The 24,688-nt window shown below is 37.2% G+C and carries 24 protein-coding genes; all 24 read right to left on the bottom strand.

The window, feature by feature from the left end:
* Positions 1-87: 87 nt before the first annotated feature.
* Complete coding sequence (locus tag CM240_RS03270; RefSeq protein ID WP_044036416.1) at positions 88-546, bottom strand: ArpU family phage packaging/lysis transcriptional regulator; 459 nt, start codon at positions 544-546, stop codon at positions 88-90.
* Positions 547-550: 4 nt separating this feature from the next.
* On the bottom strand, positions 551-1,900 hold the full coding sequence (locus CM240_RS03265; protein ID WP_044036414.1) for a DEAD/DEAH box helicase: 1,350 nt from the start codon (positions 1,898-1,900) through the stop codon (positions 551-553).
* Entirely contained in the window at positions 1,881-2,162 is a 282-nt protein-coding gene (locus CM240_RS03260) for a VRR-NUC domain-containing protein (RefSeq protein ID WP_044036413.1), read from the bottom strand. Before CM240_RS03260 ends, CM240_RS03265 begins: the two co-directional genes overlap by 20 nt.
* A gap of 257 nt (positions 2,163-2,419) precedes the next feature.
* Positions 2,420-4,765, bottom strand: a complete 2,346-nt coding sequence (locus CM240_RS03255; protein WP_044036411.1) for a virulence-associated E family protein — start codon at positions 4,763-4,765, stop codon at positions 2,420-2,422.
* Positions 4,762-5,181: a DUF7768 domain-containing protein gene (locus CM240_RS03250; RefSeq protein ID WP_009052904.1), complete on the bottom strand. Its 420-nt coding sequence runs from the start codon at positions 5,179-5,181 to the stop codon at positions 4,762-4,764. Before CM240_RS03250 ends, CM240_RS03255 begins: the two co-directional genes overlap by 4 nt.
* A gap of 3 nt (positions 5,182-5,184) precedes the next feature.
* Positions 5,185-5,976, bottom strand: a complete 792-nt coding sequence (locus CM240_RS03245) for a phage antirepressor (RefSeq protein ID WP_044036408.1) — start codon at positions 5,974-5,976, stop codon at positions 5,185-5,187.
* An 86-nt stretch (positions 5,977-6,062) separates the two neighbouring features.
* Positions 6,063-7,997, bottom strand: coding sequence for a DNA polymerase (locus CM240_RS03240; protein ID WP_044036407.1), 1,935 nt, complete (start codon positions 7,995-7,997; stop codon positions 6,063-6,065).
* Positions 7,994-8,554, bottom strand: a complete 561-nt coding sequence (locus CM240_RS03235; protein WP_021400962.1) for a DUF2815 family protein — start codon at positions 8,552-8,554, stop codon at positions 7,994-7,996. Before CM240_RS03235 ends, CM240_RS03240 begins: the two co-directional genes overlap by 4 nt.
* A gap of 5 nt (positions 8,555-8,559) precedes the next feature.
* Positions 8,560-9,687, bottom strand: a complete 1,128-nt coding sequence (locus tag CM240_RS03230; RefSeq protein WP_044036399.1) for a DUF2800 domain-containing protein — start codon at positions 9,685-9,687, stop codon at positions 8,560-8,562.
* Positions 9,684-10,001, bottom strand: a complete 318-nt coding sequence (locus CM240_RS03225) for an rRNA biogenesis protein rrp5 (protein WP_044036397.1) — start codon at positions 9,999-10,001, stop codon at positions 9,684-9,686. Before CM240_RS03225 ends, CM240_RS03230 begins: the two co-directional genes overlap by 4 nt.
* The gene (locus CM240_RS03220; RefSeq protein ID WP_041160340.1) at positions 9,994-10,203 is read right to left on the bottom strand and encodes a hypothetical protein; all 210 of its coding nucleotides are present in this window, start codon (positions 10,201-10,203) and stop codon (positions 9,994-9,996) included. Before CM240_RS03220 ends, CM240_RS03225 begins: the two co-directional genes overlap by 8 nt.
* A 111-nt stretch (positions 10,204-10,314) precedes the next feature.
* Positions 10,315-10,881, bottom strand: a complete 567-nt coding sequence (locus tag CM240_RS03215) for an RNA polymerase sigma factor (RefSeq protein ID WP_278246577.1) — start codon at positions 10,879-10,881, stop codon at positions 10,315-10,317.
* 400 nt (positions 10,882-11,281) lie between these two features.
* Positions 11,282-13,150 (bottom strand): helix-turn-helix domain-containing protein, encoded by a 1,869-nt coding sequence (locus CM240_RS03210; RefSeq protein ID WP_044036394.1) that lies wholly within the window; start codon positions 13,148-13,150, stop codon positions 11,282-11,284.
* Positions 13,151-13,175: 25 nt separating this feature from the next.
* A complete protein-coding gene (locus CM240_RS03205; protein WP_044036392.1) occupies positions 13,176-14,483 on the bottom strand; it encodes an LlaJI family restriction endonuclease in 1,308 nt (435 codons plus the stop codon).
* Positions 14,484-14,485: 2 nt separating this feature from the next.
* A complete protein-coding gene (locus CM240_RS16705) occupies positions 14,486-16,102 on the bottom strand; it encodes an McrB family protein (RefSeq protein WP_051483659.1) in 1,617 nt (538 codons plus the stop codon).
* The gene (locus tag CM240_RS03195) at positions 16,095-17,132 is read right to left on the bottom strand and encodes a DNA cytosine methyltransferase (RefSeq protein ID WP_044036390.1); all 1,038 of its coding nucleotides are present in this window, start codon (positions 17,130-17,132) and stop codon (positions 16,095-16,097) included. The genes CM240_RS16705 and CM240_RS03195 overlap by 8 nt, the downstream gene beginning before the upstream one ends.
* Positions 17,132-18,355 carry a DNA cytosine methyltransferase gene (locus CM240_RS03190; RefSeq protein WP_044036388.1) on the bottom strand — a complete coding sequence of 408 codons (1,224 nt, stop codon included), beginning with the start codon at positions 18,353-18,355 and terminating at the stop codon, positions 17,132-17,134. The genes CM240_RS03195 and CM240_RS03190 overlap by 1 nt, the downstream gene beginning before the upstream one ends.
* 21 nt (positions 18,356-18,376) lie before the next feature.
* A complete protein-coding gene (locus tag CM240_RS03185) occupies positions 18,377-18,652 on the bottom strand; it encodes a winged helix-turn-helix domain-containing protein (protein WP_044036386.1) in 276 nt (91 codons plus the stop codon).
* A 2-nt stretch (positions 18,653-18,654) separates the two neighbouring features.
* Positions 18,655-18,870, bottom strand: coding sequence for a helix-turn-helix domain-containing protein (locus CM240_RS03180; RefSeq protein ID WP_044036384.1), 216 nt, complete (start codon positions 18,868-18,870; stop codon positions 18,655-18,657).
* A 465-nt stretch (positions 18,871-19,335) separates the two neighbouring features.
* On the bottom strand, positions 19,336-20,394 hold the full coding sequence (locus tag CM240_RS03175; RefSeq protein WP_044036383.1) for a DUF6339 family protein: 1,059 nt from the start codon (positions 20,392-20,394) through the stop codon (positions 19,336-19,338).
* Positions 20,395-21,276 (bottom strand): hypothetical protein, encoded by an 882-nt coding sequence (locus CM240_RS03170; protein WP_044036382.1) that lies wholly within the window; start codon positions 21,274-21,276, stop codon positions 20,395-20,397.
* Positions 21,263-21,757 (bottom strand): hypothetical protein, encoded by a 495-nt coding sequence (locus CM240_RS03165; RefSeq protein ID WP_044036380.1) that lies wholly within the window; start codon positions 21,755-21,757, stop codon positions 21,263-21,265. The genes CM240_RS03170 and CM240_RS03165 overlap by 14 nt, the downstream gene beginning before the upstream one ends.
* Before the next feature lie 35 nt (positions 21,758-21,792).
* Positions 21,793-22,821 carry a hypothetical protein gene (locus CM240_RS03160; protein WP_044036378.1) on the bottom strand — a complete coding sequence of 343 codons (1,029 nt, stop codon included), beginning with the start codon at positions 22,819-22,821 and terminating at the stop codon, positions 21,793-21,795.
* Between the two features lie 33 nt (positions 22,822-22,854).
* Positions 22,855-24,549 carry a methyl-accepting chemotaxis protein gene (locus tag CM240_RS03155; protein ID WP_044036377.1) on the bottom strand — a complete coding sequence of 565 codons (1,695 nt, stop codon included), beginning with the start codon at positions 24,547-24,549 and terminating at the stop codon, positions 22,855-22,857.
* Between the last annotated feature and the right edge of the window lie 139 nt (positions 24,550-24,688).

The raw sequence follows: 24,688 nt of genomic DNA, 5'->3' as shown, positions 1-24,688 counted from the left end.
CGCGGTATTTCCACGAAGGCTCTCTACAATTTTTCACAATACCATTGTATTATGGATTTCTAATAAAATCGTCCATGATATTACTCATTACTTTCCATAGAGTAGTAGCGCAAGATGCTGAAGCGCTCGATTCTTTTTGTTGTATGCAGAAGAACGTTCAATATTAAAGTGATCACAAATGTTATACACTGCATCAATCTGCTTTTGTTCATCATCCAAATAAAACTCCTTTAACACATACTGCTCATCTTCTGTTAAAGCATCCCATGCCGGTTGAAACCAGTCCATGTATTCCAGTGCTTGACGATAACGTTCTTTCAATACATCAATTTCATTGATGCAGGCAATGAGCCTTTTCTCTCCAGCTTTTGGATCATGGGTCGATGGCATGCCATTTAAAACTGGAGAAGCTGGGGAACTCATTTCTTCGTTGAGGGTTGCAATGTCCTCATCGGTATGTTCTATGATGTACTTCATACTGCTGTAATCTTTTAGGGCGTTAATTGCCGCTGCTCTTTTATCTAAATATTGCCAGACAATGTTCATTTTATCAGACCTCCTTTAGTGTGGCTTTAACCGCATCTATCAGTGCGGATTGAGTATTGTTTTTATCATTTAGGGCTTTCATTACACGTTCATCAATGGTGCCTTTGGAAATCAAGTGATGAATCACTACCGTTTCTTTTTGTCCTTGCCGCCAAAGACGGGCGTTGGTTTGCTGATAAAGCTCTAGGCTCCAAGTTAGACCAAACCATACAAGAGTTGAACCTCCAGCTTGCAAGTTCAGTCCATGTCCTGCTGATGCTGGATGGATAGCTGCAATAGAGATTTCTCCATCATTCCACCTCTTAATAGAATCGCTAGTGGATAACTCCTCAACCTCAAAGCGCTTTTGTATTCGTGACAAATCATGCTTAAACCAATAAGCAATTAGAACTGGCTTGCCATTAGCAGCTTCGATTAAGTCTTCCAGTGCATCCAGCTTACGGTCATGTATATGAAGTACTGTACCTTGATCATCATAGACTGCTCCGTTGGCCATTTGCAGTAGTTTTCCCGAAAGAGCTGCTGCATTGGCTGCAGTAATTTCCTCACCTTTAACCGTTGTAATTAAATCACCCTTCATAATGTCAAGGTTTTTCATTTCTTTTTCAGAAAGCTTTACATCTACTTCGTTTATAACCAGCTCAGGCAGCTTCAGGTAATCTGCCCCTTTCATGCTAATAGTGATATCAGATATTAGCCTATAAATTGCTTCTTCCGCTCCCGGTTTTGGCTTGTAGGAAAAGATCACTTGTTGATTACGCTTATCTGGTACAAAATAATCCTCTCGATATCTGCCAATAAACCTACCTAATCGCTGTCCCATATCTAATAAGCGATACTGTGCCCACAAATCCATCAATCCATTGGAGGATGGGGTTCCAGTAAGTCCCACTATCCTATTAACCTTTGGCCTAACTTTCATTAAACTTTTAAATCTCTTGGCTTGATGCGATTTAAAAGAGGACAGCTCATCAATTACCACCATATCAAAATCAAATGGAATTCCACTTCTTGCAATTAACCATTCCACATTTTCTCGATTGATAATGTAAACTTGAGCTCTTTTCATAAGGGCTGTTTTTCTCTGAACCTCCGACCCCACTGCTACGGTGTATTTAAGACCCTTTAAGTGATCCCACTTTTCAATCTCTGCAGGCCATGTATCTTTGGCAACTCGAAGTGGTGCAATAACCAGAACCTTACGAACAAGAAAACTATCTAATGTTAAATCAAATATAGCGGTTAATGTTATGACACTCTTACCTAATCCCATATCTAAGAGCACTGCTGCTATAGGATGATTGAGGATATACTCAGTGGCATAAACCTGATATTCATGAGGCTTGTATTTCACGAAGTATCCCTCCAATCTGTTCTAAGTTATCCAAGCAGAATACCAAAAACCCAAGTGCTTCTAACTGTCTTTTTCGCTTTTCCTGTAGAGGCCGTAAAGTTTTACCTGGTGCTTTTACCTCTACAAAAGCTATCTTTCTATTAGGTAACAGAATCAATCTGTCTGGCATTCCATCAAAACCTGGTGATACAATCTTTAGTGCAATGCCGCCTATATCTTTCACTGCTTTTACCAGTTGCTGTTCAATCCATTTTTCTATCATATATCCTCCATGTTCCCTACATCCAAAAAGTCTCTATACGCGCGTATATACGCGTCTGCAGGTAATTTCTTCTTTTTGTCTTTAGGATTATTTTTAATAATAATTATTGGAACAATGGAACGGAGGTTATAGAGCAGCCTACTTTACAAGGGGCTGCCGCCTGTTCCGATGGGATGTCCCAAAAGACTGTTTTTGTTTCACCGGAACAGGTGAAATCTGTTCCCGAGAAAAAATTGTTCCATGTGTTCCAAACTAAATTATTCTTTGGGAACATAAACCCATTGTGGTCCATAAAGCGGGATTCGTTCTTTTTTCACGAGACCTGTCCATCCTCCAATACTTGCCATAATCGCCGATATTTCATTACCATCCACCCTTCGCAGGTTGGCTCGATCCTTCCCAAAGCACTCACACCAAATTTCCATATTAGAAACCGATTTTCGTTTCCAAACACCAACTCTCTTGCTTTCACCAAACTCAGTTCCATTGATATATGCCCTACGTTCATATAAATCCATGGTGTCCCAATCCTCAGGTAATAGCATGTCAAGGTACTCTCGTACCAGACCTTCACGCTCATCGGATTCCATAGCTTCCCGCTGTTCTTCTTTTGCAAGCTTCTCAAGACTGGCATCAAGGTACAATTTTTCTCCGGCTTTCACATAAGTAAGAACTTCAGCCCATATCTGCAAAATTTCATCTTGCTCTAACTGCCATGACTTTTTTGTACCATTTCCCGGGGTCTTTACCGGCCAAAAACGACGGTTTCCTGTGGTATCCCGTAAATAGCCTTTTTCAGCATTAGTGGTGCCAAAAAAGACACATTGTCTTAAGTGAGGAGTAGCTCTCTTGCCAAAGCTAGCTCGATAAATATCATTCTGGCGAGATAAGAAGCTTCTAAGTGTTTCTACTTCTGCTTTTTTTAGTCCAGCCAGCTCTCCAATTTCTAAAATCCAGTAACCTTGTAACTTTTCTGCGGCGGTCTTATCCTTGGTATCTGACAAGCTCAAACTATCAGAAAACCAGTCTCCACCTAACTTGGCTATAAGAGTACTTTTTCCAACTCCCTGCGGGCCATTTAAAACCAACATGGAATCAAACTTGATGCCTGGAGTCAGTACACGAGAAATCGCTGCACATAAAGTTTTTCTTGTCACAGCTCGAACATATGGATTATCTGATGCACCTAGATAATCGATTAGCAAGGTATCTACTCTAGCTACCTTATCCCACTCAGGAAGAGCCTCAATAAATTCCCGAATCGGATGATAAGATCTATCGTCAGCGACCTTCGCTACCGCTACATCATAGTTTCTTGCAGAAAAGGTTCCGTAGTGGGTGTCAATGTAGCTGATCAGCTGTGCATCATCTGCATCTCTCCAGAACTTCGATGGATGCGGCCAAGGAACATCACCTTTAATTTCGAGACTATCAGATAGCTGATTAAACACTATGCTTTTTAGGTTGGGATCATTTTCAAGTATCAAAATCAAATTTCTAAGAGTATTTTTAACCGTTCCTGTCTTATCAATCTCCAGCTGCTTTTCCCAATCTTCATCAATAAACTCTTTTTCAGCCTGAGCCTTTCGTTCTTCAGCAAACTGCTCTTTTACCCGTTCATCCTCTAATACCAAATCTGTCATGGCTCTAAATGAAGGTAGTTTACTTGGCGGTGTATTTTCTGTCACCTTTTCATCTAGTTCCCGAAACTTATGCACTCGGACCAAATCAAATGCGTTTAGCAACATTCCACATGCTGGATCGGTAGCATGATGGCTATAAGCAAATTTACCATCATAGATTACCAAGCCTGCTGAAGAATCTGCTGGAATATAATCAAATCGTCCATTCATGGTACTAGGTTCATATACATCAGGTAGAAATTCTTCGATGGCTTCTTCAATGTTGTAGGCTCTGCAAAATGCTCCTATAACCCCTTCTTTAATTAATGGATCTGCTTGTTTAGTTATTTTCCTTTGTACAACCTCAGATTGTCGACTTGAGACTGGCCACATTGAAGTGTCCCGCCAGTCTACATATTTTGATAGATAGATATCTGGGTCCAATAGTTCACCGTCTTTCTCTTTAAATACAAACTCTCCATCTGACGGTGTAGAAGGCCAATACATTAGTCTTGAAGGTTCATAAGTGGTGTCATCGAATAAATCAATCCCAATCTCCTTTGCAACCATCCGACCAAGGGCTGGGTATTCATCCTCTGTTACTTCTCTTTTAAGTGGAATAATAAGTCTTAATCTTGGTGCATCTGGTGTATGTTTATGGGTAGAATAGATGCAGCATTTGAAATCATGTAACGCTTCAATTTGCTCCCAAACCTCTGGTTTGGCATAATCCATATCTAAAGTCAGAAGGGAACGGGAGAGGACATAACCATTTCTGCGTTTTCCTTCACGAAGGGCTCCTCCCACAAATCCTCCTACATCTTTTATTGAGTCCTGTTGAGCGCGACTCATTTTTCGGAACTCAGATACAGTTTCTGTTGTTCGTATGGTAGATTTAACTCGTGAGATAAAGTCCTCCCATGTGATATCTTTGTTCTTCCACTTTTTATCCATTCGGCTGTTACCAACCGCTATCTTCATAGCTTCTGCACCTCCTCGCAGTTTTCAGAAAAATACCGGATAGGTATACGATGCTTCGATGCTTTATTTATCTCTGCTTGCATCCCTTTTGAGATATAGCGACCAAATACCCACAGCTCATCACACTTTCTAAGCCATACCATGCCAAAGTATAGTCCTAGTTTTCTTTGTTCAGGATCGCCATCATCTAGCACTTGAGGGTATAGCAGATGAGGAGCAAAAGGAATGGTTCCTTGCTTCACTGCAAACTTCAGGTATTCTCTAGCTTTATTCAGATTTTTTTCTATGTCTCCAGCAAAAGGAGAACAAATAAAAACGCAAGGTTTATAGTTTTTTGCTTTTTCTTCACGCATGATATTTTCCAAGGCTTCTGCTGCAGTTGGATCTGGATAGCCTTCAGCGTTATATCTATCCATAAGTTACATCTCCTCGAATTCGGACTCTTGTTCAATCAATGGTAAAATGCCATGATCCTTAAGAAGCTCATAAATGAACAAGCGTCCTTTCTGAGTCCAGTAAGTATGAACCTTTGAATGCATCGTCCCATCATTTCCAAGGTAAGTATGGGTTTTTGTCGTCGTATATCCATGTTGAGCGTACTTTTGATATAGAAGCCAAATCTTCCCTTGACGGAATTGAACACCTAAATTATGCAGATACTCATTAAACCAGCGCCCTGACTTTCCATAGTCCTTGGCTATTGTTGTGATAGACACCGCATCCTTACAGTTAAGTACCACATCGTAATAACTTGCTTTAGGTTTCATTTCTGCAATTTGCTGTTCTTGAATGCTAATGGTAGTAGTTAACTCAGTATTTTTAGCTCTTTCCGCTTTAAGCTCCTGTAGTGCCTGAATCAAAAAGTCTGGATTCGCAAGTAACTCATCTGTAGCATAAAGGCCATGCCTTCTGATTGAAGGAAGCACCTCATGGGTTACCCAGCGCTTAAACTTTTTAGCTTCTGGCTTTCGAGAAACCAATATCACGCTATAAAGACCACTTTCATTGATAATAGATACTTCCTGTTTTCCTCCAGGGGTGTCGATAATATCGACTCCCTTTTCATCACTGTCCAAACGAGCCATAACATCACGACTGTTTCCAATGTCTAGTACCGAACATACATCTTTTAGAACCCACCAAGGATTTTCATCCTTCATTACTGTTCTTACTGTGTTGCCTTCATAGTTGAATATAGTTATTTTGTTCATATTGAACCTCCTGCTTATTGTAGTAGAGCAATAAGACATGCCCTCAGCTATAAGCAAAAAAAGAGGAGGTTTCGAACCCCCTCAAATTAATCTTTTTTATAAAAATTGCATTCGTATCCATCTGCGCGAAGTAAAAGTCCTTGAGCCCAAGTTGGCGTCTGATTCATTAGAGTACATATATCAGTAACGGTTACTTCTAAAGGGACTTCTAAAACTACCTCATCATGGACATGCATTACAATATCAAAACCTTTTTCATCAAGCTTTCTCATGGCACAGCAAAGAATATCTCTTGAAATAGCTTGCACAATATTCTCGACAAACTTAGGACCATAACTTTCAATGCGCTCCCATTTCTTTGTGGCACCAACTCCTTCATAAGTCACTGCTTCACTGCCAAAGCTGTTAATACCTATTCTTGGTTTAACATAAGTAAGTTGTCTGCCAGAAGGAAGCCATATTAATAGCATCCCGCTACGATACTCAAAACGGGTGCGATGAGTTTCGGTTCTGCACCTTTCTGTTACAGCTTCTTTGACAGCACGATCAACATCCCACCAAAGTCGTACAATATTAGGATTTGCATTTCGCCATGCATAGACCAAAGGTTTTAACTCTTCTTCGGTAAGACCCATGTCAAGTGCACCCATTGCTTTTAATGCACCTACAGAACCACCATAACCTAAGGCCAGCTCCGCAATTTTTCCTTTTTGTCTGAGAGGACTACCTTTTGTGACTTCTTCTAAGGGGACTTTAAACATCTGGGAAGCAGATGCTTCATAAATCTTGCCATGAGTAGCAAACACTTCATTTCTCCATGTCTCGCCTGCAATCCAAGCAATAACTCTAGCCTCTATTGCACTAAAGTCAGCAACGATAAACTTATATCCTTTCTTTGGCACAAAAGCGGTTCGAATTAATTCAGACAAAACTCCCGGAATAGAGTCATACAATATTTCCAAGGCATCAAAATGGCCACCTCTAACCAAGCGACGTGCCTGTTCCAGATCCGACAAATGGTTCTGAGGGAGATTTTGAACTTGTATAAGCCTTCCTGCAAATCTACCGGTTCGATTAGCACCGTAGAATTGTAGTAGTCCCCGAGCTCTTCCGTCAGTGCATACAGCATTTTCCATAGCGGTGTATTTCTTTACACTGGATTTAGCTAATAGTTGTCTTAGTTCCAGTACTTCACTCAGATTATCTGGAGCTTCCTTTAATAGCGCCTTAACTGATGCCTTATCAAGACTATCTGTTTCCAGACCATTTTCTGATAGCCAGGATTTCATTTGAACAACTGAATTAGGATTATCAAGATCAGTTAGTTCTTTTAGTCTGCTTGTTAGCTCTTCTCTTACTTTTTCATCACATTGAATCGCTTTTTTTACCAATTCCAAATCCAACTGAATACCTCGATCATTGATTTGCTGATCTAGAATATAGTTATTCCATTCCTCTTCAGGCATAGGAAATTTTTGAAGCTTTTCCTGTATAGAAAGTTCAACTTCAACGTCTCGTAGATTATATGCTTTGAAGCTATTCCACTTCTCTGGAGCATGTTCAGGTAGATTTCGTGTACGACCACCATTAGTTACTGTTGGTTTACATGGAACTGAAAAATATCGAATGAGCTCTTTACCTTCTGTTAGCTTTTTCTTGTCTGCTCCTGTTACGATTGCTGCTCCTTCCAAAGATAAAGGAAGCCCAAGGTACGCAGACCAAACCATTGTGCACCGCCAAGAATCAGGTGCAAGGTGTATACCAAAGTACTTCGATAAGCAAATCCGCTCAAACTGCGCATTAAACGCCCATTTGGTAACATTATTATCTAGAATCGCTTGCTGTATTTCTTTAGGTATTTCTTCGCCACAAGCGAAATCTACTACTTGAACCGGCCCAGCATCCACACTGTAACCGAAAAGTAAAACCTCAAAATCCGGTGCTTCAGCGTAACGATAGACCCCGCTTTTGGCGAGGTCTACGCTGCTATATGTTTCTATATCTATACTGAGGGTTCTCATGATAAAAAGTCATCATCCACATCAGTGGCAAAATCATCAGCTGCATTAGTTCTGCCACCCAAAGGTTCACCATCACGGATTTTTTGAATATTTCCAAGACCACAGGCTATACCTTTGTTTCCATTGGAGTTAAAGGCGTAGAAGTTGATACTCACTCTTGCATAGACACCAGAGTATACTTCAGAACGATCAATGATTGGATTGACGTTTCTATCTACAATTTGTGGAGGGGTATTGCTATTGGCATTGATAAAATAGCTATTTGCATAAGCTTCATCATCTGGACGATCAATATCTCCGTCACGTAGAGGAAGCTTTAACGCCGCTTTATTTGGAATCTTACCACCGAATTTACCTTTACCTTCTTCTATTGCAGCATTCACCGCTTCATTGATAGCACTTAAGGTTTTAGTATCACTCTTAGGAATAATCAGGCTCACACTGTATTTTTCAGCACCGCCATTGATTGATTTAGGTTCCCACACATTAGCATAAGAAAGTCTGACAACTCCTGTAACTACTTTTGTTGGATTTGTTCTTTTTGCTGTTTTTGACATAATTTTTATACCTCCATAAAATCATTTTTTGCTGATGATGTGTTCATTTCAGGACGCTTATCTGAAACTGGAACTAGCGTCGGTTTGCCTGGTGGCTTCATAACTAGCTCACCAAGGATTTCATTAAATTTTGACTTGCCCATCAATTTTTCCATTTCGGTAATGGTAATGAGACTTTGCTTGTATATATCTCGGTATCCTGCATTCTTTGCTGCTTCTGCGACTGCTTCTTCATCTTTATATTTACGGTTGGAGCGACCTTCGACTACTTTAAACCCTGGCCACTTCTTTCCATGATTAACTGCTGCATCCGTCGCATAGGCTATAATCTCATTTGCCCAGTTAGTGAGATCACCGATAGAAGATAAAATGTCAGCAATCTCTTCATCAGATATAAGTGGTGGTAGAGCAAACTCAAGCGTAGCCAGTTTCATTTTTGCTTCTGCTCTTGCTCTACATTTCACAGCTGCTCTGCAAAATTGACACCATTCACCGGGACAATAGTTGCCGTCACCATTGAAGGCTAATTCAGCTTTAGGTTTTAAAACTTCTTCAGCCCACTGATACAAGTTTTCTTTTGAGACTGTGGATGTACTGACATTTTCTCGACGGGGTTGATAAATTGTCATTGAAACCATCTCGATATCATAAATGCCATCAAATAGATCCAGTGCACCAAGGGCATAAAGTTTCATTTGAGGATTGTCTTCTGCGCTGACTAAGACACCCTGACCATACTTAAAATCAATAATGTGAAGAGTTCCATCAGCTATAATTAAACAATCCCCGGTTCCAAATCCCTCAGGTACATACTTTGAAAAGTCAAGCCGCTGTTCTATCAAGATTAGGGGATCACTACAAATTTGCTTAGCTTGCTCAATCACTTCAAGTACAAACTCCACGTAACCATCGGTATAATTGTCCATCTCATCTGAGTCGTATGGAGAGACCGGCTTTTTTGATCTCATCTTAAGTGCCTTTCGGAGTTTGTGTTCACTTAATGCATGAGCTGCTGTACCTTCAGCTGCAGCCTCACCACTGTTGTCATCAAACTCCTGTTCTAGCCTTGCCGATGGTGTACAGTTCATCCAGCGATGAGCCCCTGACGCGGAGAGAATTGCATGTTTACTCATTTCAACTCCTCCGCATCAGCAAGAATGGCAGCATACTTACTTGGATCAATCTGACTAAGTTTTGATGCACCATACTTTTCTAGAAGACCTCTAACCTGAGCAATAAATCCATCATGACTTTTCTCCGCGAGCACCGCTCTTACTTCTTCTAAGGTAATTTGCTTTTCTTCAGGCTGTTTTTCATGTTTTGGCTGCTCTGACTTTTTATCCTCCTTAGGCTCATTACTTCCAAGGGCATCAGCTACAGCCTGAACACTATCTGCCAGTGCTCGAAGATCTGACACTACATCAAGAAGGAGCTTAATCTTACTCATGTCCTACACCTCCTTCCTTTATTTCCTTAATTTCTACCGTCTCAACTGAGTCACCTGGAGTAATTACTAACAAACTGGCTTTCTTTCCAAATAGGAAATCAAGCATTCTAGTTCGGATAGTCTTACGACTACTTTGAATGACGGAGCTTTTTTCGCCATTTGGCTTTGCCACATTAATAGTGACTTTATGTTTTAGGCTCATATTCCCTCTCCTTTCCGGGGCAATTTATCTCCCCTCACCGATAAGCGAAAAAGAGAGTTCTTTCGAACCCCCTTTCAGAAAAGATTTTTTAATAGATTCTTTAGAACCCAATTAGGATAGAATTTTTCTAAGTCTTTCATGAAGCTTCTTAAGGCGGCCGCGAATGGCAGCTTCTGTCACACCTTCTTCTGCTGCAATGTCAGTGTTGGATCGTTTCTCAAGATATACTTTTTGGAAAAGTTCTTTCTGTTGTGGTAAAAGAGACTCCATTGCCTTTGTTAACTTTTCCAGCGTATCTTGATGCTCTACCTCATCTTCTGCTTGTATGATTAGCTGTTCTGGATTAGCAGTATCATCTGCAAGATACTTATTGCGGTCATGGGCTGCTTCCTCTTCACCATCATGATAAGCATCCAGATGTGTTGTTACCCGATAATCATAGCGGCGCTGCTCGTCCACTTCGTCATCATCCATAGTGTGTAAAAGCTCGATGTCCGCTTCGGTTACTCCATTCTCACCTGGAATAACCACAATCTTCGTTCCTTCGGATGTGTAATAAATGTAGTTAGTTCTCTTCTTTTGGCTAGTTTTGTACGCTCTTGACATGTTTTTGCATCCTTTCCGCCGGATTGCATTGGCGGCAAAGGATACAAAAATAGGTCTGTGCTTGAAGTACACAGACCCTTTTTCCTGAAAATGAGCGCAATAAGGTAAGGTACTTCTATTGCACCGCAACAATCTTTACAGATTGGAGCGAAACAATATGTATCCTTTGCCCTTATTGCAAATCAGGCATTTGATATTTTTTTGTAGACGAGGGTCGGTCTTAATCTAGCTACTTACGAAGGACCTTTCCTTCGTCTAATATTATTGTAAGGTAGAAATGGACAGCCTTGGCGGACACCTCATGCCCGGTTATTTCATACTCAAAATGATGCTTTTCTCCTCATAAACACCTAAAAACAGCAATAAAAAAAGCCATACACAAACCCTTAAAAGGATTCATGTATGGCTCATGTGCCTAACAGCTAAAAAAACGGACATCCCGTGTCCGCTTTTTCAAAAATATTTTGATATTTTATAATGGGTCTGCACCATGTTCCTGTAAAAACGCTCTAATCTCATCCATCGATTTTGGATATAGGTGAGTCAGGGCAAAATTATACCAAATATGACTATCGTTATTGAAGTTTAACGAAAAGGGGGAATTGCGAATTATATGACTACTAATATTAGGTGGTAGATGAAGTCCAAGGCAAATTAAGATTATGGAATTGATAGAACCTGGCTCTTCACCATTAACGATTCGTCTTATAGTACGTTCATTAATCAGTATTCGTTCAGCTAATTCTTTATAAGTTACATTTTTCCATTCACGCACTATTTTAAGAGAGCTTGTATAACTATTTGGCAGTTCATTATAGATCCGCGTTTCTTCAGCCAGTGTATCAGCTAGTATCTTTGCTTTCTTCTCTGGAGTTGCGTGTTCAAAACCGTTACAGTATTTTATGTCGAAATCAATATTTGATGTCTTATCTCGGTTGAGAAAACATTCAGTATAATATCTTTCCTTACATCCAGACTTGACTGATAAGTTAAAAGCCAAACAGCACTCTTCCATATGGGTTCGTGCATAATCAGTAAGTACAGTCTGTCCAAATATATCCTGTGTTAAATATTTGGGATGATTTAAAACAAAGTGAGAATCTACATAAACATAACTTCCATCTCCAACTAAAGCTGCCATTTCAGGATTAGTTATGCTTTGGATGGCAGCATCCTCCGCACTTATAGAGAACGTTTGATTTCTTTCAAGCGCACCCTTCTTAAACCTATGAGGTTTGACATAACGACCATCTATATATGTAAAGGTTCCAATTGCCTCCTCATACCCGGCATCAATCATACGGATTTTAGCTGCGGTTCGGGAGACACAGAAAAAAGTAGCCAAAGCGTCAATAACTGGCTCCATTACATCTATAAGTTCAGACGTTCCTAATTCCGTACGAAATTGCTTAATATACTTAAACGCTTGGGTTTTAAACATTGCAATTGGCATTTGTATCTTCGGGGTGAGGGCATTTGCCTGCCATTCCATCCAATCAGTAGCATCTCTGCTATTGTCTTTTATGCCACCAACTACCTGACACTTGATTCGTGTGACGCTGCTGTTATAAAGCCGCTCCAATTCAAATGCTTTTCTATGCTGATCCCAATGAACACACTCATGCACAATGGTATTGTTAACTGATCCTAGATTGCGTAGGAAGAACGCTTTTGGATCGACTATAATAGTTCTGGCATCTATATGGGTCTGCACCATTTCGTCACTGTCTTTATCATAGAATTCTGTATCGCAATCGTGAAAGTATAACTGTCCAAAAACAGAGAAATCCTTTGTAATTTCTCTCATTTCCACTGTAAGACCCATATTTTCTGCTAGTACTTGTGGTTCAATTGCCATTGGGGTTTTTAATGCTTTTGGGTAATGTCTGCGAAGGAAGTCTGTAGCAACAGATTCCAGTTGTTCCTTGTAAATGATAGGTACCAGAGAGTCCGACATAGGTTTGGGCTGCCTATTTTTGCTGGAATACTCAGTTACACTGGAGATTGTGAAATCATCTAAATTGCAATCTAAATCACCTGTGCATTTCAGCATAAACCACTGTCTACAGTTTTCCGATTCATCATAATGATAGTCCGACTCACGGACTTCTAATTCGGCTTCCACAACAATATCAAATTCTATTTTCATATCTGGCAAGTCATTAACAGATACAAACTTTACCTCTATATCTGATAATTCTATGCCTCCAATATTTCGAACCCTGTATAGCCTTAAGTCCAAATCATCGTAGTTGTCCGTGGTGTAACTTTGTATAGCAGCAAATACTTCATTATAGAATCTATCTGCCACATAGTCCTTAAAAGAATGATTGCCTGCCAAATGCCCACCCCCTCAAAGATAAGTTTTATTCTATTGTCTCTATACTCAAATTTAAGAAGCTCTCTATACTTATTTTCTTTCCTTTCGAATACATTTCAAATATCATTTCAGCAGGGACCTCGAACAATAATATATCTCTCAAAGTCAAACTTCTAAGAAAATCTATCTTTACTGTCCCAATTTGAGATAATGAGTTCTTTTCTGTGGGTAATAAAAATACATTTTTTACATTACTAAAGTTAAACTTTCTAATAAAAGCTTCAAAAGCAAGGTGATACAAATATTGTTTAGTAACATCCTCTACTCCTGGATGTCCAACAATTGTATCATTCTTAATTTCGAGTTTATAATACTTTGCATCTAAAATAGCAAATGTATTATGTGTAACACAGAGAATATCTGGTTTAAGGGTTGGTGCTTTATACTCTATTACTCCATCTAATGTCCATATTGGATTTGATATTAACTTCTTCAATATTGGGTATTTATTATTGAGAACATATCCACAGGTTTTCTCCCATACTAGATTGAAACTACGAGTGCCATAAAAGCTAACAAAATTATTATCTGAGTTAATAATTACATTGTTAATGAAAGAAATCATAGCCTTAAGGAGTATTTGTTTTCTGCTTACAAATTGTATGGACAGTTCATTATTTAATTTAGTCGTAATATAATTTGGTGAACCAAGGGTATTCTCATCTACATCAAATTCAAAACGGCTAAATCCAAAGTATTCAATTAATCCGTACGAATCTAATTTTTTTGTGCATTCATTAATAATATACTTGTGAAGTTGCATAAAATAGTTTTCATCATCAGTTATGTATGTATCCGTGTAATAGTCCAAATATAGAACATTGCCATTAGATAATATCGGCATGACATCATCTATAGTTTTTTGCCAGTTAATTTCTGAATTGCCATTTAACTCATTAACGCTTTTTTCATTAGTGTATACTCCATTCTCAATATAATCATTTAAAATAAAGATTATTGTAGAAAGCATATTATAAGAAGTCGTAGAATCTATTGCACCAAATGTTTCTAACTCTTCTTCCTCCAATTTCTCCCTCTTTGTGTATTGACCAAACAACTGGAGCAATTTGACAGCCTTATCTTTATAATTGCTCTTTTGAGTATATTTAGGTAAAGAAAAAATAACTTCATCCTTATATAGTAGGATACCTACATAGTCGAAAGAATAAAATCCACTGTCATATTTTATAAGTATTTTTTTACTAATCAAATATTCAATAATAGAGGAATCATTCAGAAAAATACTTTTCAAATAGTTGATATTATATTTTTCTAATTCTTTCACAAAAATCATAACTATTCATTCCCCATGTTATTCACCTGTTCGACCATTTGCTCGGTTATATCTTCTGAGTTATCTAGAAGCTCAGATGTTAGTTCAAAATCAAAAACATTCTCCCCCTTATCGTAGGCTTCGAATACTTTTGATAAAGTGTTTAAATCAGATCTGAAAAGTTTACCTTTCCGATGTTTTAATACGTCTTCATATAAGTACATTAACAGTTTACTCTTAAAAATCAGATCAATATTATTTGATTCTAGCTCTTTTTCGCTTAAAAAGAACGGCCCTATTAGCTTATCTTCGTTTATATTTAAGTCTGGTTGTGTTAATCTATCATTGATTTTCAATCTCAATTGATTCCAATTAACTCTTCCATAAGGTTTTAGGTCAATTTCCTTTTCAGAGATTTCATCCATACATTCATTAATTCCAATATATTCAAAATGCCACCTTCTCTTAAACGCAGAGTCTACTGGAGTAACACCTTGATCTGCACTGTTCATTGTTGCCCATATATACATATTGTTGGGAAGTTTTATAGAGGCGACTTCATCTATTGTAAAATAATGCTCTTCGATTAGGTATTTTCTCATATCTTCTGTTGTTGAAATTTCATATTCACTCGTACCATCCGCTTTCCTATCGAGTAATTGAAAAACATCTCCGAATACAGCAGCTACATTTGCTCTATTAATTTCTTCAATAATTAATAGATGACTTTTTCCATCATTGTCTTTCAAGCTCTTTTGTGCATTTACCCAGGTTCTTAAAAAAGGACCAGGAACAAATTCATAAGATACATACTCGTCACCGTTACCATTTTTTTTAGGTTTAGGCTTATATGAACCAACAAATTGTGAATATGAGTAGTTTGGATGGAATGTAACTCTCTCATAATTGTCGCCAAATACTGATTTATCCTTATCTAGTTTGAAACTTTTGCCTGTCCCAGGAGCGCCAAAAATAATTCTGTTATGAGGATAATCAATCACAGGTTGTTGTAAATCTACGCTTCCTTCTGGTTGTGCATTCTCCTCTATTGAAGGTGCATCATACCTATGGAGCGCATCCCTGTTTTTTAAGTATATGTGGATATTCTGGGGTTTAAAAGTTACAACATTATATGCAGAACTCTTATCAGCATACAATCCAAAAACCCTAGCTGGTTGAATATTTTCTTTTGTGTTAACTCTATATGCTCTGTTAGAGCCATCTGTTAAAATTTCCTTTGGCCATGATACTATTATGGAATTATTTAAATCCTCTTCACTATCTATTACATATAATCCTAAAACAAGCTTATTCTCTAAATTGTATTGGCTGAAGTCTTGTCCTTGAATGCGCTTTTCATATGAACTGGGTGATTCCGGGTCATCACTACGGTTACGGTACTCGTTTACCACATTCACTAATGCTACGTTATATATTACTGAATTTTCAAAGTTGGGATTGGAAAGACTTATTTTAACAAATTTACTAGAGTCATCTATAACTTGACATGTCCAACCATCCCTCTCGAATAATTCTCTTATTAATTCTGTCTTTCCCTCCCCTCTATTCCGAGAGCAAGTTGCGGCTTCTCGCCATACTAAAACCCCATTATAGTCAACTTCCCATCGCAAACTACTCATTAAAATAATCCTCCTTAATTTTTATTGCAAAGACTTCAGCAAGTAAGCAAGGAACTGCATTGCCAATTTGACGCCATTGTTCCTTTTCATCACCACAAAATTGATAACTATCTGGAAATGTTTGAAGTCTTTTTATCTCCTCTATTCTTAAGAATCGATTTTTCCAGTGAAAAGGCCCCTGATTGTTAGAGAAACTTGCTTGTATTGTCCATGACGGCCTATCAGGAGTTAGTTTTAACAAAAATGTCCAATAACGAGACTTCCATTTGAATTTAGGATCTTTACATCCTCTCTTTTCAGTGTAATACAAGTAGTTATCACCCGGGGGTATGTTCTTAAATAATTCATAATCTTTTGAACCTGGACGTTGCTTTTTCTCTTCTTCAGTAATTGTGTCGAATTCACCAATAGCCTCTCTACAAGTAACCCAAGGTAACTTATCACTCTTTTTAGTAGGATCAGAGTGAGTCTCCTCCGGGAAAACAAAAGGCTCAAGGTCCTTTTTGACTCCAACACAAATAAACCTTTTTCGTGTTTGAGGTACCCCATAGTTAGCAGCATTAACAACTTTATGCGTGATATTATATCCTAGTAGTTCCGCTTGCTCTTTTAGAAAGTTGAACGCTTCTAAATGAGTTTTAAATGTAAACCCATCCACATTTTCAAAAAAGAAAACAGTGGGTTCAAGTTCCTTAACCGCACGAAAATACTCAGGAACAGCAAATCCTGCTTTTTCATCTTCAAAACCGTCTTTTTTTCCAATTAAGTAATGACGTGTTTGACTGTATGGTGGACAAGGTGGTCCTCCAATTAAACAATCTATTTCACCGTGCTTTTCTTTCAACTTCTTGAAATCAATTTTCCTAACATCTATGCATTCAACATCATCGGCCATAGAGTTTTTCTTTAGTGTTTCACACGCAACATCCCATACGTCTGATGCATATACTGTATGAAATCCCGCCTTGTGAAATCCAATATCTAATCCTCCTGCGCCAGAGAATAAGCTTACAATAATAGGAGTTCTCATTATATCCACCTACACAATTCTTCAACAATTTTTTTTGCAAGTAAAGGTGGTACTGCATTACCAATTTGTTTTCTTTGTGACCTTAAACTTCCATAGAACACATAATCATCGGGGAAGGTCTGAATGGCTGCACACTCTCTTATACTTAATCTCCTATTATCCCAATGAAAAGGTCCCTCCCAATGTCCAGGACTAGCAATAATAGTCCAAGATGGTTGATATGGATGAAGTTTTAATAAAGAACTCCAGTATCTTTTTCCTGCAACAAATGTTGGATTCGGATGACCAGCTCTTTCCGATAAAGCAATGTAGTTCTTTCCAGGTGGAATGCAAGTCAATTCATTTTCCCATTTTCCTTCTGTACTAACATCCTCATCTATATAATATGATTTATCGTCAAATTTCCCAATCCAATCAATAACTCTTTCATACGGCAATAACTCAGGATTTTTTAGGATACTCTTTTCATCTCCGTGAGTAGCCAAAAGTTCTGCATGAATCTCCTTTTTTGATGCCAAAAAGAAAACTCTTTTTCTCTTTTGTGGTACGCCATAATCTGCTGCATTAATCTTCAAAAGGCTATAGTTGTATCCCAACTTCTCCATATTTTCAAAAATTGATTCAACTGCTTCATAATTCGAAGGATGTAAGATACTTTCTACATTTTCTAATACAAAGCCATCTGGCATTATCTCTGAAATAATTCTGAAATATTGTCCAATCATATTACGCGGATCATCATTAGCCTGTCGTTTTTCATTAGTTATCCAATATCCCGCTTTTGAAAACGGCTGGCAAGGTGGACCACCTACGACTATCAATTTGGATGGATTATTTTTCTTAATGATATCTGTAAAATCACTACCTTTAACATTACCTATATCCTCATTAAAATGAACACTATGATCAAAGAAAGAATTCTTCTTAAGAGTATTCACGCTATCTTCATAAAAATCTAAACTTGAAATAACCTTGACACCAGCAAGCTGTGTTCCTATATCCAATCCCCCACAACCTGAAAAGAAACTGATTGCTTGCACTTCAGAATTCTCAAAAAGATGCTTTTTATCGTTGCAAGTATATCCTTTATGTGTATAAGGAATATTTAGGTTTCCTTCTATATCAAATTCTAGTCCTTGAAACGCTTCCTCCAACTGAAAAGGGACAATATTCTTTAAATGTTCTTTTTTTAATTTATATATGCTATCATGCTTATTAATCATGCTGACACTCCAATTCTGTTATTATTCTTTATCTTCTGGCAATACCCAAATTCCACGCTTTGGGTTTAAGATTTTACCCTTTAATTCTGTGCGAATCCAACGCATTCTATATTCATACATAGTTCCAATACCACTCTCGTCTTCAAGAGTTAATATTTCTTCAGATAACTTAAGCAACTCTGCAACCTTGGTATTAATTTGTTGTGTTGTTGCAGTCCCACCAAGCTCTTTTATTGCCTCGATAGTAGCCTCTTTCAATACATTTTTTTCCGGAAAATAATAATTTTTATGTCCCATCCCTAAGCCTCCATATCATTTGAAACAAAATCAACTATATCCCCAATATTGCACTGCAAAACCTCACATATCTTACTTAATGTATCTATTGATACTTTCTCGTTCTTTCCTAGTTTTGCAATTACATTGGTGCTTAAATGGGCTTCATTTTTCAGCTGGGTCTTATTCATATTTTTATCAATCATCAATTTCCAGAGTTTGTTATAACTGACGTTCATATTTACACCTCTCACACAGCAAAATGGTCATACTGATGCATTCTGCTTAACTATACCATAGTGCTGGATTAAATTCAATATTTTCTTGATATTTATCAATATATTCTTGATAAAATTACTGTTAAACAATAACCTTACATCTATCCTATCTTCACAACCCTACGAAATTATCTATCCTGTCTCCACAACCCTAAGTACATCTTTGTGGTCGACTTGTTTCCTCATTAAATAAAAATAAGGATTTTCGAGATTAAAAGTAACTGCCGAACAACAGGCAGAAAACCTTCTAACCTCGGAAACCCTTTATTCATCTGTGTTTTGAGTTGCCCTATTTCTCAACCCTTGACATCAAGACAACACACTCAACATGGCACGAGATGAGCGAATGAATGTCAAACGCACATTTTCGACACCCCTTGTCCGTGGGAATATATCCACGGTATTTTGCCTGTTTGCGGGAATATGTCAACTAATATCCACCTTTAAAATTTGATATGTTTTTCCATTAAAAAAAGACGTATCTCCTTCTATTTTTCCTAATAGTTGTTTTGCCAATGGTGGAATATTCGTAGTTCCGGGAAGATAATTAACTGAAATTATTTTATGGGCATCCGTTTCAATTTCTAGAACTTCAACCTTGTGACCGACCACAATATATTTGTCTTCATTTAGTGTATCTGAAACATCTTCAGTCTTTTCATTATCATCATCTAAGTCGGCATAACCATCTTCCGAATCCACTTCCACTCCAAGATTATCTCCCTGAATAATACCATATATATTATCTACCACGATATCTGTAATCTCATCTTCGCTTAAGCAGTCAAGAATTACTCCGCCGCCTATAGCATTTAATAATTGTAATGATGGACGAATATGCTCTTTCAATGTAAGTTGTGTTCCTTCGTCTTTAAAGTTTTTTAGAGCATTTACTACACCAGTTAATATAACCGGATTAGAAGAAAAATTATTACTATAAAATATATCTGAAATTTTACTGCTTATATCGTTGCTGCCAATGATATCTAACTTTTCAAAAGGGTTGCTGTTAGTAGCATCATAAGTGTTTCTACCTACCCACCAACATTTAGCTATAGAGTTTCTGTATAATCCAGCTCTTATTCCTCCGGAAAAAAAGAATCTAGACTTTATATTGGAAACTGCTTCTTTTTGCGTTTTTGGTTTTTTCTTGTCATAATCCCATCTTTTTCTCAAGTACTCATAAAAAACAGAATGGCATAACCCCGCCCATAATCTTTCATCACAAGCCTGTGACTCAGTTAAAAATGAAAGATTCTTATATACTAATTTACAATTTTGAAATTCTATTTCACCTTTTAAGCTATCATCATCTATATGTGCAAGCGAGAAATCCGGTATCTCCTTGAATTCAACAAATGGATTGCCATCACATATTTTCCACAGCCATCTATTGTCTTTCTCCGTGAAATACATATTGTAAATCATATCCAAATTTGACTTCAGTATATCCAAAGCCTCTTTTTTCATAAAATACAATTTCATTTAAGATTCCTCCTCTTCATTTGTATCAAAAATGTCCGACATAGTTTTTAACGCCGCCGTAAGAGGTAGTTCCATTGCTTCCTGTGCTAATTGAACCGATGTTTTCTCATTTGATCTTATTTCTTCTTCGAGATTTATCCCTCTTTTTTCATAAGCTTTACTCAATGAAACAAACCATTTTTTGCCCTCATTATTTTCAATTCCATCGTCCTGTTTTAACTCTTCGAAAACATAAACCAGTGCGGGAAAAACTACCATTGTATTTAGAAGTGGTTGAAACTGAATTTTATCACAAAATTTTGAGTAAGTTTCAAATTCCTGCAAACCTAATCCAATGCCAATTTGAGTTGAATCTAAATCAACCTCCATTGGTTTTGGCTCCTTTGTAATTCTCTTGTACACTTTAAATATGGAACTTGCACTACTTAGTTCCTCATAATTTTTTATAATATCAAAAGTCGGAATATTCTTATAGGCTAATATACTTCCTTTTGATAAGTCGAACGCTATGTCTTGATAATCATCAACCCAATCTTTTACTTTTAGACCATTTATATCCGATTTTGATATAATGAGTACAACGACTTCTATTTTTCCACTAATTCTTCCAATGGGGATATCTTTTTCCACTATCTCCGCAATCGAATGTATTGTAGTTCTATATGATGTATTAGAGCATTCAATGTGAATTACATACTCAGCTCGTCCACTACCTATCAAAGATTGTAAATCTGGATTGTCCATCTCTATATTGAATTCTAGATGAAGACTATTAACACCGTTCATTTTATAACTGACATTGGCATCAAATGTAGAATTCTGATAATCATCTCTTTCTTCACTCAGCACAGGATATGTGTATAGACGTTTAGTTATGTTCATAAACATTTACCTCCATCGCATAATCTCTATTATCTAAGAGTGAAAATTCTACAAGCACCTTTTCGTTTCCATCCATGCTATCAAAATTGATGCCTAAATTACTTCTTTTAATTCCTGTACAGTGGTCTATTCCATTTGCAGCAGAAATTGATAACTTATTAGCCTTACCATTTTCTCCAACCGCAACTATCTCGATATGCCCTGCTGAAATATCTCTAGGTAGTTCAAATGATACTCTATAGTTTTTTTGAGATTTTTTTATAATCCTTACACTTTTCAAATTCTGATTTGTGTCTCCGCCACTCTTTTTATGTACTGTATCATGCCCTAAATCAGATGGTTTACCTTTATGATTCTCTGTAGTGGATCTATGACGAGTCCCCCCAAGACCTCGTGTAGTAGGAAATCCTCCGTCTTTACCTACAGTTCCAGGAGTGTCGCTATTCTTAGATTTTCCCTCTCCTTGATTACCATAGAACAATCCTCTTGTCTGTGTTTTGGTTGTACGTGGCTGAATTAATATTTCACCAATTGTTGAGTTCTCTCTTCCACACGGTTCTCTAGTTCGGATATATATTCCTTTTCTCTTTCAAGTATTTTGTCACGAAAAATACTATTTTGTGTAAAATTCGTAAATATAAAATATAGCATGATTGCTGTAATTAAAAATAATAACGAGGGAGCTTCTATACCTCTAAATACAAATAAAAGGATTGGAACTATTAGGAATAATAACTCTTTTTTTATGCGCTTAAAACTAATTTGCACTTTATCTATTTGCGCCCCTGTTTGATTTTTCTCTTCTTGATTGATTGATTTAAGTTTCATCAATCCAGAAATTCCCATTAGTACAAAAGCAGCTATGTATCCTCCATCTAAAAGAGAATTTGGTTCATATGATCTGTAAAAATATTCATAGTAATAAATGATATCGATTACTACAAAAGCAACTCCACCTGCCGCTGAAAATTTAATAAACAATGGTTCTTTTTGTTTTCTCGTTGAAAAAAACCAGATATTAGTCCATGCATATATCATAAAATCCATTATAAGTGAGCTCATGGAAACCGGATCGCTAAGCAAGACTTCGGCTTTTGCTGTATTTTGCTCAAACACAAATACCCAAACAATCACCATTATGCTTACCGCCACCATTGCTGTATCAAGAAATACTTGCATTTTATTCCAATTTCTAACTTGGAAGTACCCTGATAATATCAAAGAAAGCAGTAAAAAAAAAATCGTAAGGGAATACCCATACGTAATTAAAAGATTGTTTTCTGGATTTAGATTTAAAATTAAAGTAGAGAACCCCCAGGAAAAATCACATAAAAACCATGCAAATATGGCTAATGCATAAAACAGTCCTGATATTTTCAAAAGCTTGTTCTGCTCTTTCCAAAAAAAAGCATAAAAAACAGGTGCAAAAGCTAAAAAGGTAAGGATAGGTGATAGCAGATCACCAACTATATTATTTTGCTCAACTATCGCAATAAAATACACCATAATTAATATCGCAATAGGTATCAGTATCCGTTTTTTCATCCTATCCGCCCTCCTTGGCAATTTATTTATTTCCTAAAGCTGAAAGAAACCAACCATTTCATCCAGTTTCTCTGCACTCTTTTGATTTTCCATCGATTGATGCAGTACGTCATCCGTTTTAGAAGCAATTTCTGTTACTCTTGTTGCAATATCAGTTGTGCCTTGCGCTCCTTCACCTGCTGCAGTTGTGATTTCATCAATGGCCTGTCTCATTTGCTGAATCGTCTCATATAACTGCTCTGCAATTACATTTATCTCGGTTACAACATTCTGAACTGAGTCAGCATCCTGATCATATTGCTTGCTAGTATCTATTAACATTTTATAATCATTTAGGACCTGATTATCTACAAAATCAAGAAGTGCTTTAGAATCCTGCACTACACTCTCTACCGCTTCGGATACATTATATGTAATATCATTAATTCTAGATACCGCATTTTTAGAATTTTCAGCCAGAACTCGGATCTCATCTGCAACCACTGCAAATCCTTTTCCCGCTTCACCAGCTCTTGCTGCTTCAATTGCAGCATTTAGGGCTAGCAGATTCGTTTGACTCGTAATCTGTAGGATCGTCTGTGAAAGTTCCTTGATTTCTTCTATTGCTCCCGTTCTCTTAATCGATTCTCTCAGCTGTACATTTGTTCTATCATAAATCTCAATTGCATTCTGATGTGATTTTCCTGTCTCATCCTTAAGTTTGCCTGCACGCTGTTTAATCTCAGATGCCAGATTTTCCCCATGTAATGTTCGATCCTTCATGTTAGAAACTTCTGATTCAATTTCATAAGTAGATGCATTCATTTCTTCCGTTGATGCTGAAGTTTCTTCCATTCCGGCTGATAATTCTTCTGTAGTTGCTGAGATATCTTCAATATTTCCGTGAACTTCTTCCATTCTCTTAAACGTCTGGCTTGAAATTCCTTTTACATTTTCAGATTCAAGCTGGATATTTCTCATAATTTCCGCTATTTTTTTCTGCATATTATTAGAGGAACGTGCAATTGCTCCAACCTCATCTTTTCGATTGAGCAATTTATCTTCAAACTGAAAATTAAATTTCCCTTCTTCCATAAGCTGCAATCTGTCCTGAATTAGTTTAATGCCTTTGGCAATCGCATTCCCTAATAAATAAGAAACAACAACTCCCACAACCAGAAGAACTCCTGCCAATAAAATAATAAATATCATTGCATTATCAATCTTTTCAGACACCACATTCGTATATACTCCCACAAACCACATTCCAATAACAGCTCCACTCTCATCCATAATGGGAACATAATATGTTTGTGCAGACTTACCTAAAATATCTGCAGCACCTAAATAAGGTTTTCCTTGTTTGATAACCTGCTCAATTACTTCCGCAGAAGCCTGTGTTCCAATCATACGCTTTCCACTTTCATCCTGTACATTGGTTGCAATTCTCGTATCATTCTGAAATACCGTAGCCAGAACCTGAGTTTCCTTTGTAAAATCATCAATCAACTCATAATTTTCGTTAATCTGTGTGTCACCCTTAAAAAGTTTGCCTTCTTTTACTGACCAGCTTCCCTCATAGGCACGTTCAAATAATTGAAGTCCCATATTAGAGTAGTTCTGTAATTCCTCACTACTTTCACTAAACACAAGACTATTTACTTCTTCATGCGTAAAAAATACGATCGATAATGTTAATAAAACAATAATTCCTACTGATGCTGATACAATTTTCCATTTAATTTTCATTTTCTTATCCTCTTTTTAATGTTTTTAAATTATTTTTTTAATTCTTGTAAAATTCTAATTTCAATTTCGTTTGTTAATATATATACATAGGTATATTAATTTTACCAATATTTTGTTTTTATTTCTGTGATCATGTCAC

Origin of the sequence: Clostridium bornimense, from assembly GCF_000577895.1 — a bacterium.
Taxonomy (GTDB): domain Bacteria; phylum Bacillota; class Clostridia; order Clostridiales; family Clostridiaceae; genus Clostridium_AN; species Clostridium_AN bornimense.
The sequence above is the reverse complement of the archived record's forward strand: the minus strand, read 5'-3'. Positions and strand labels throughout refer to the sequence as shown.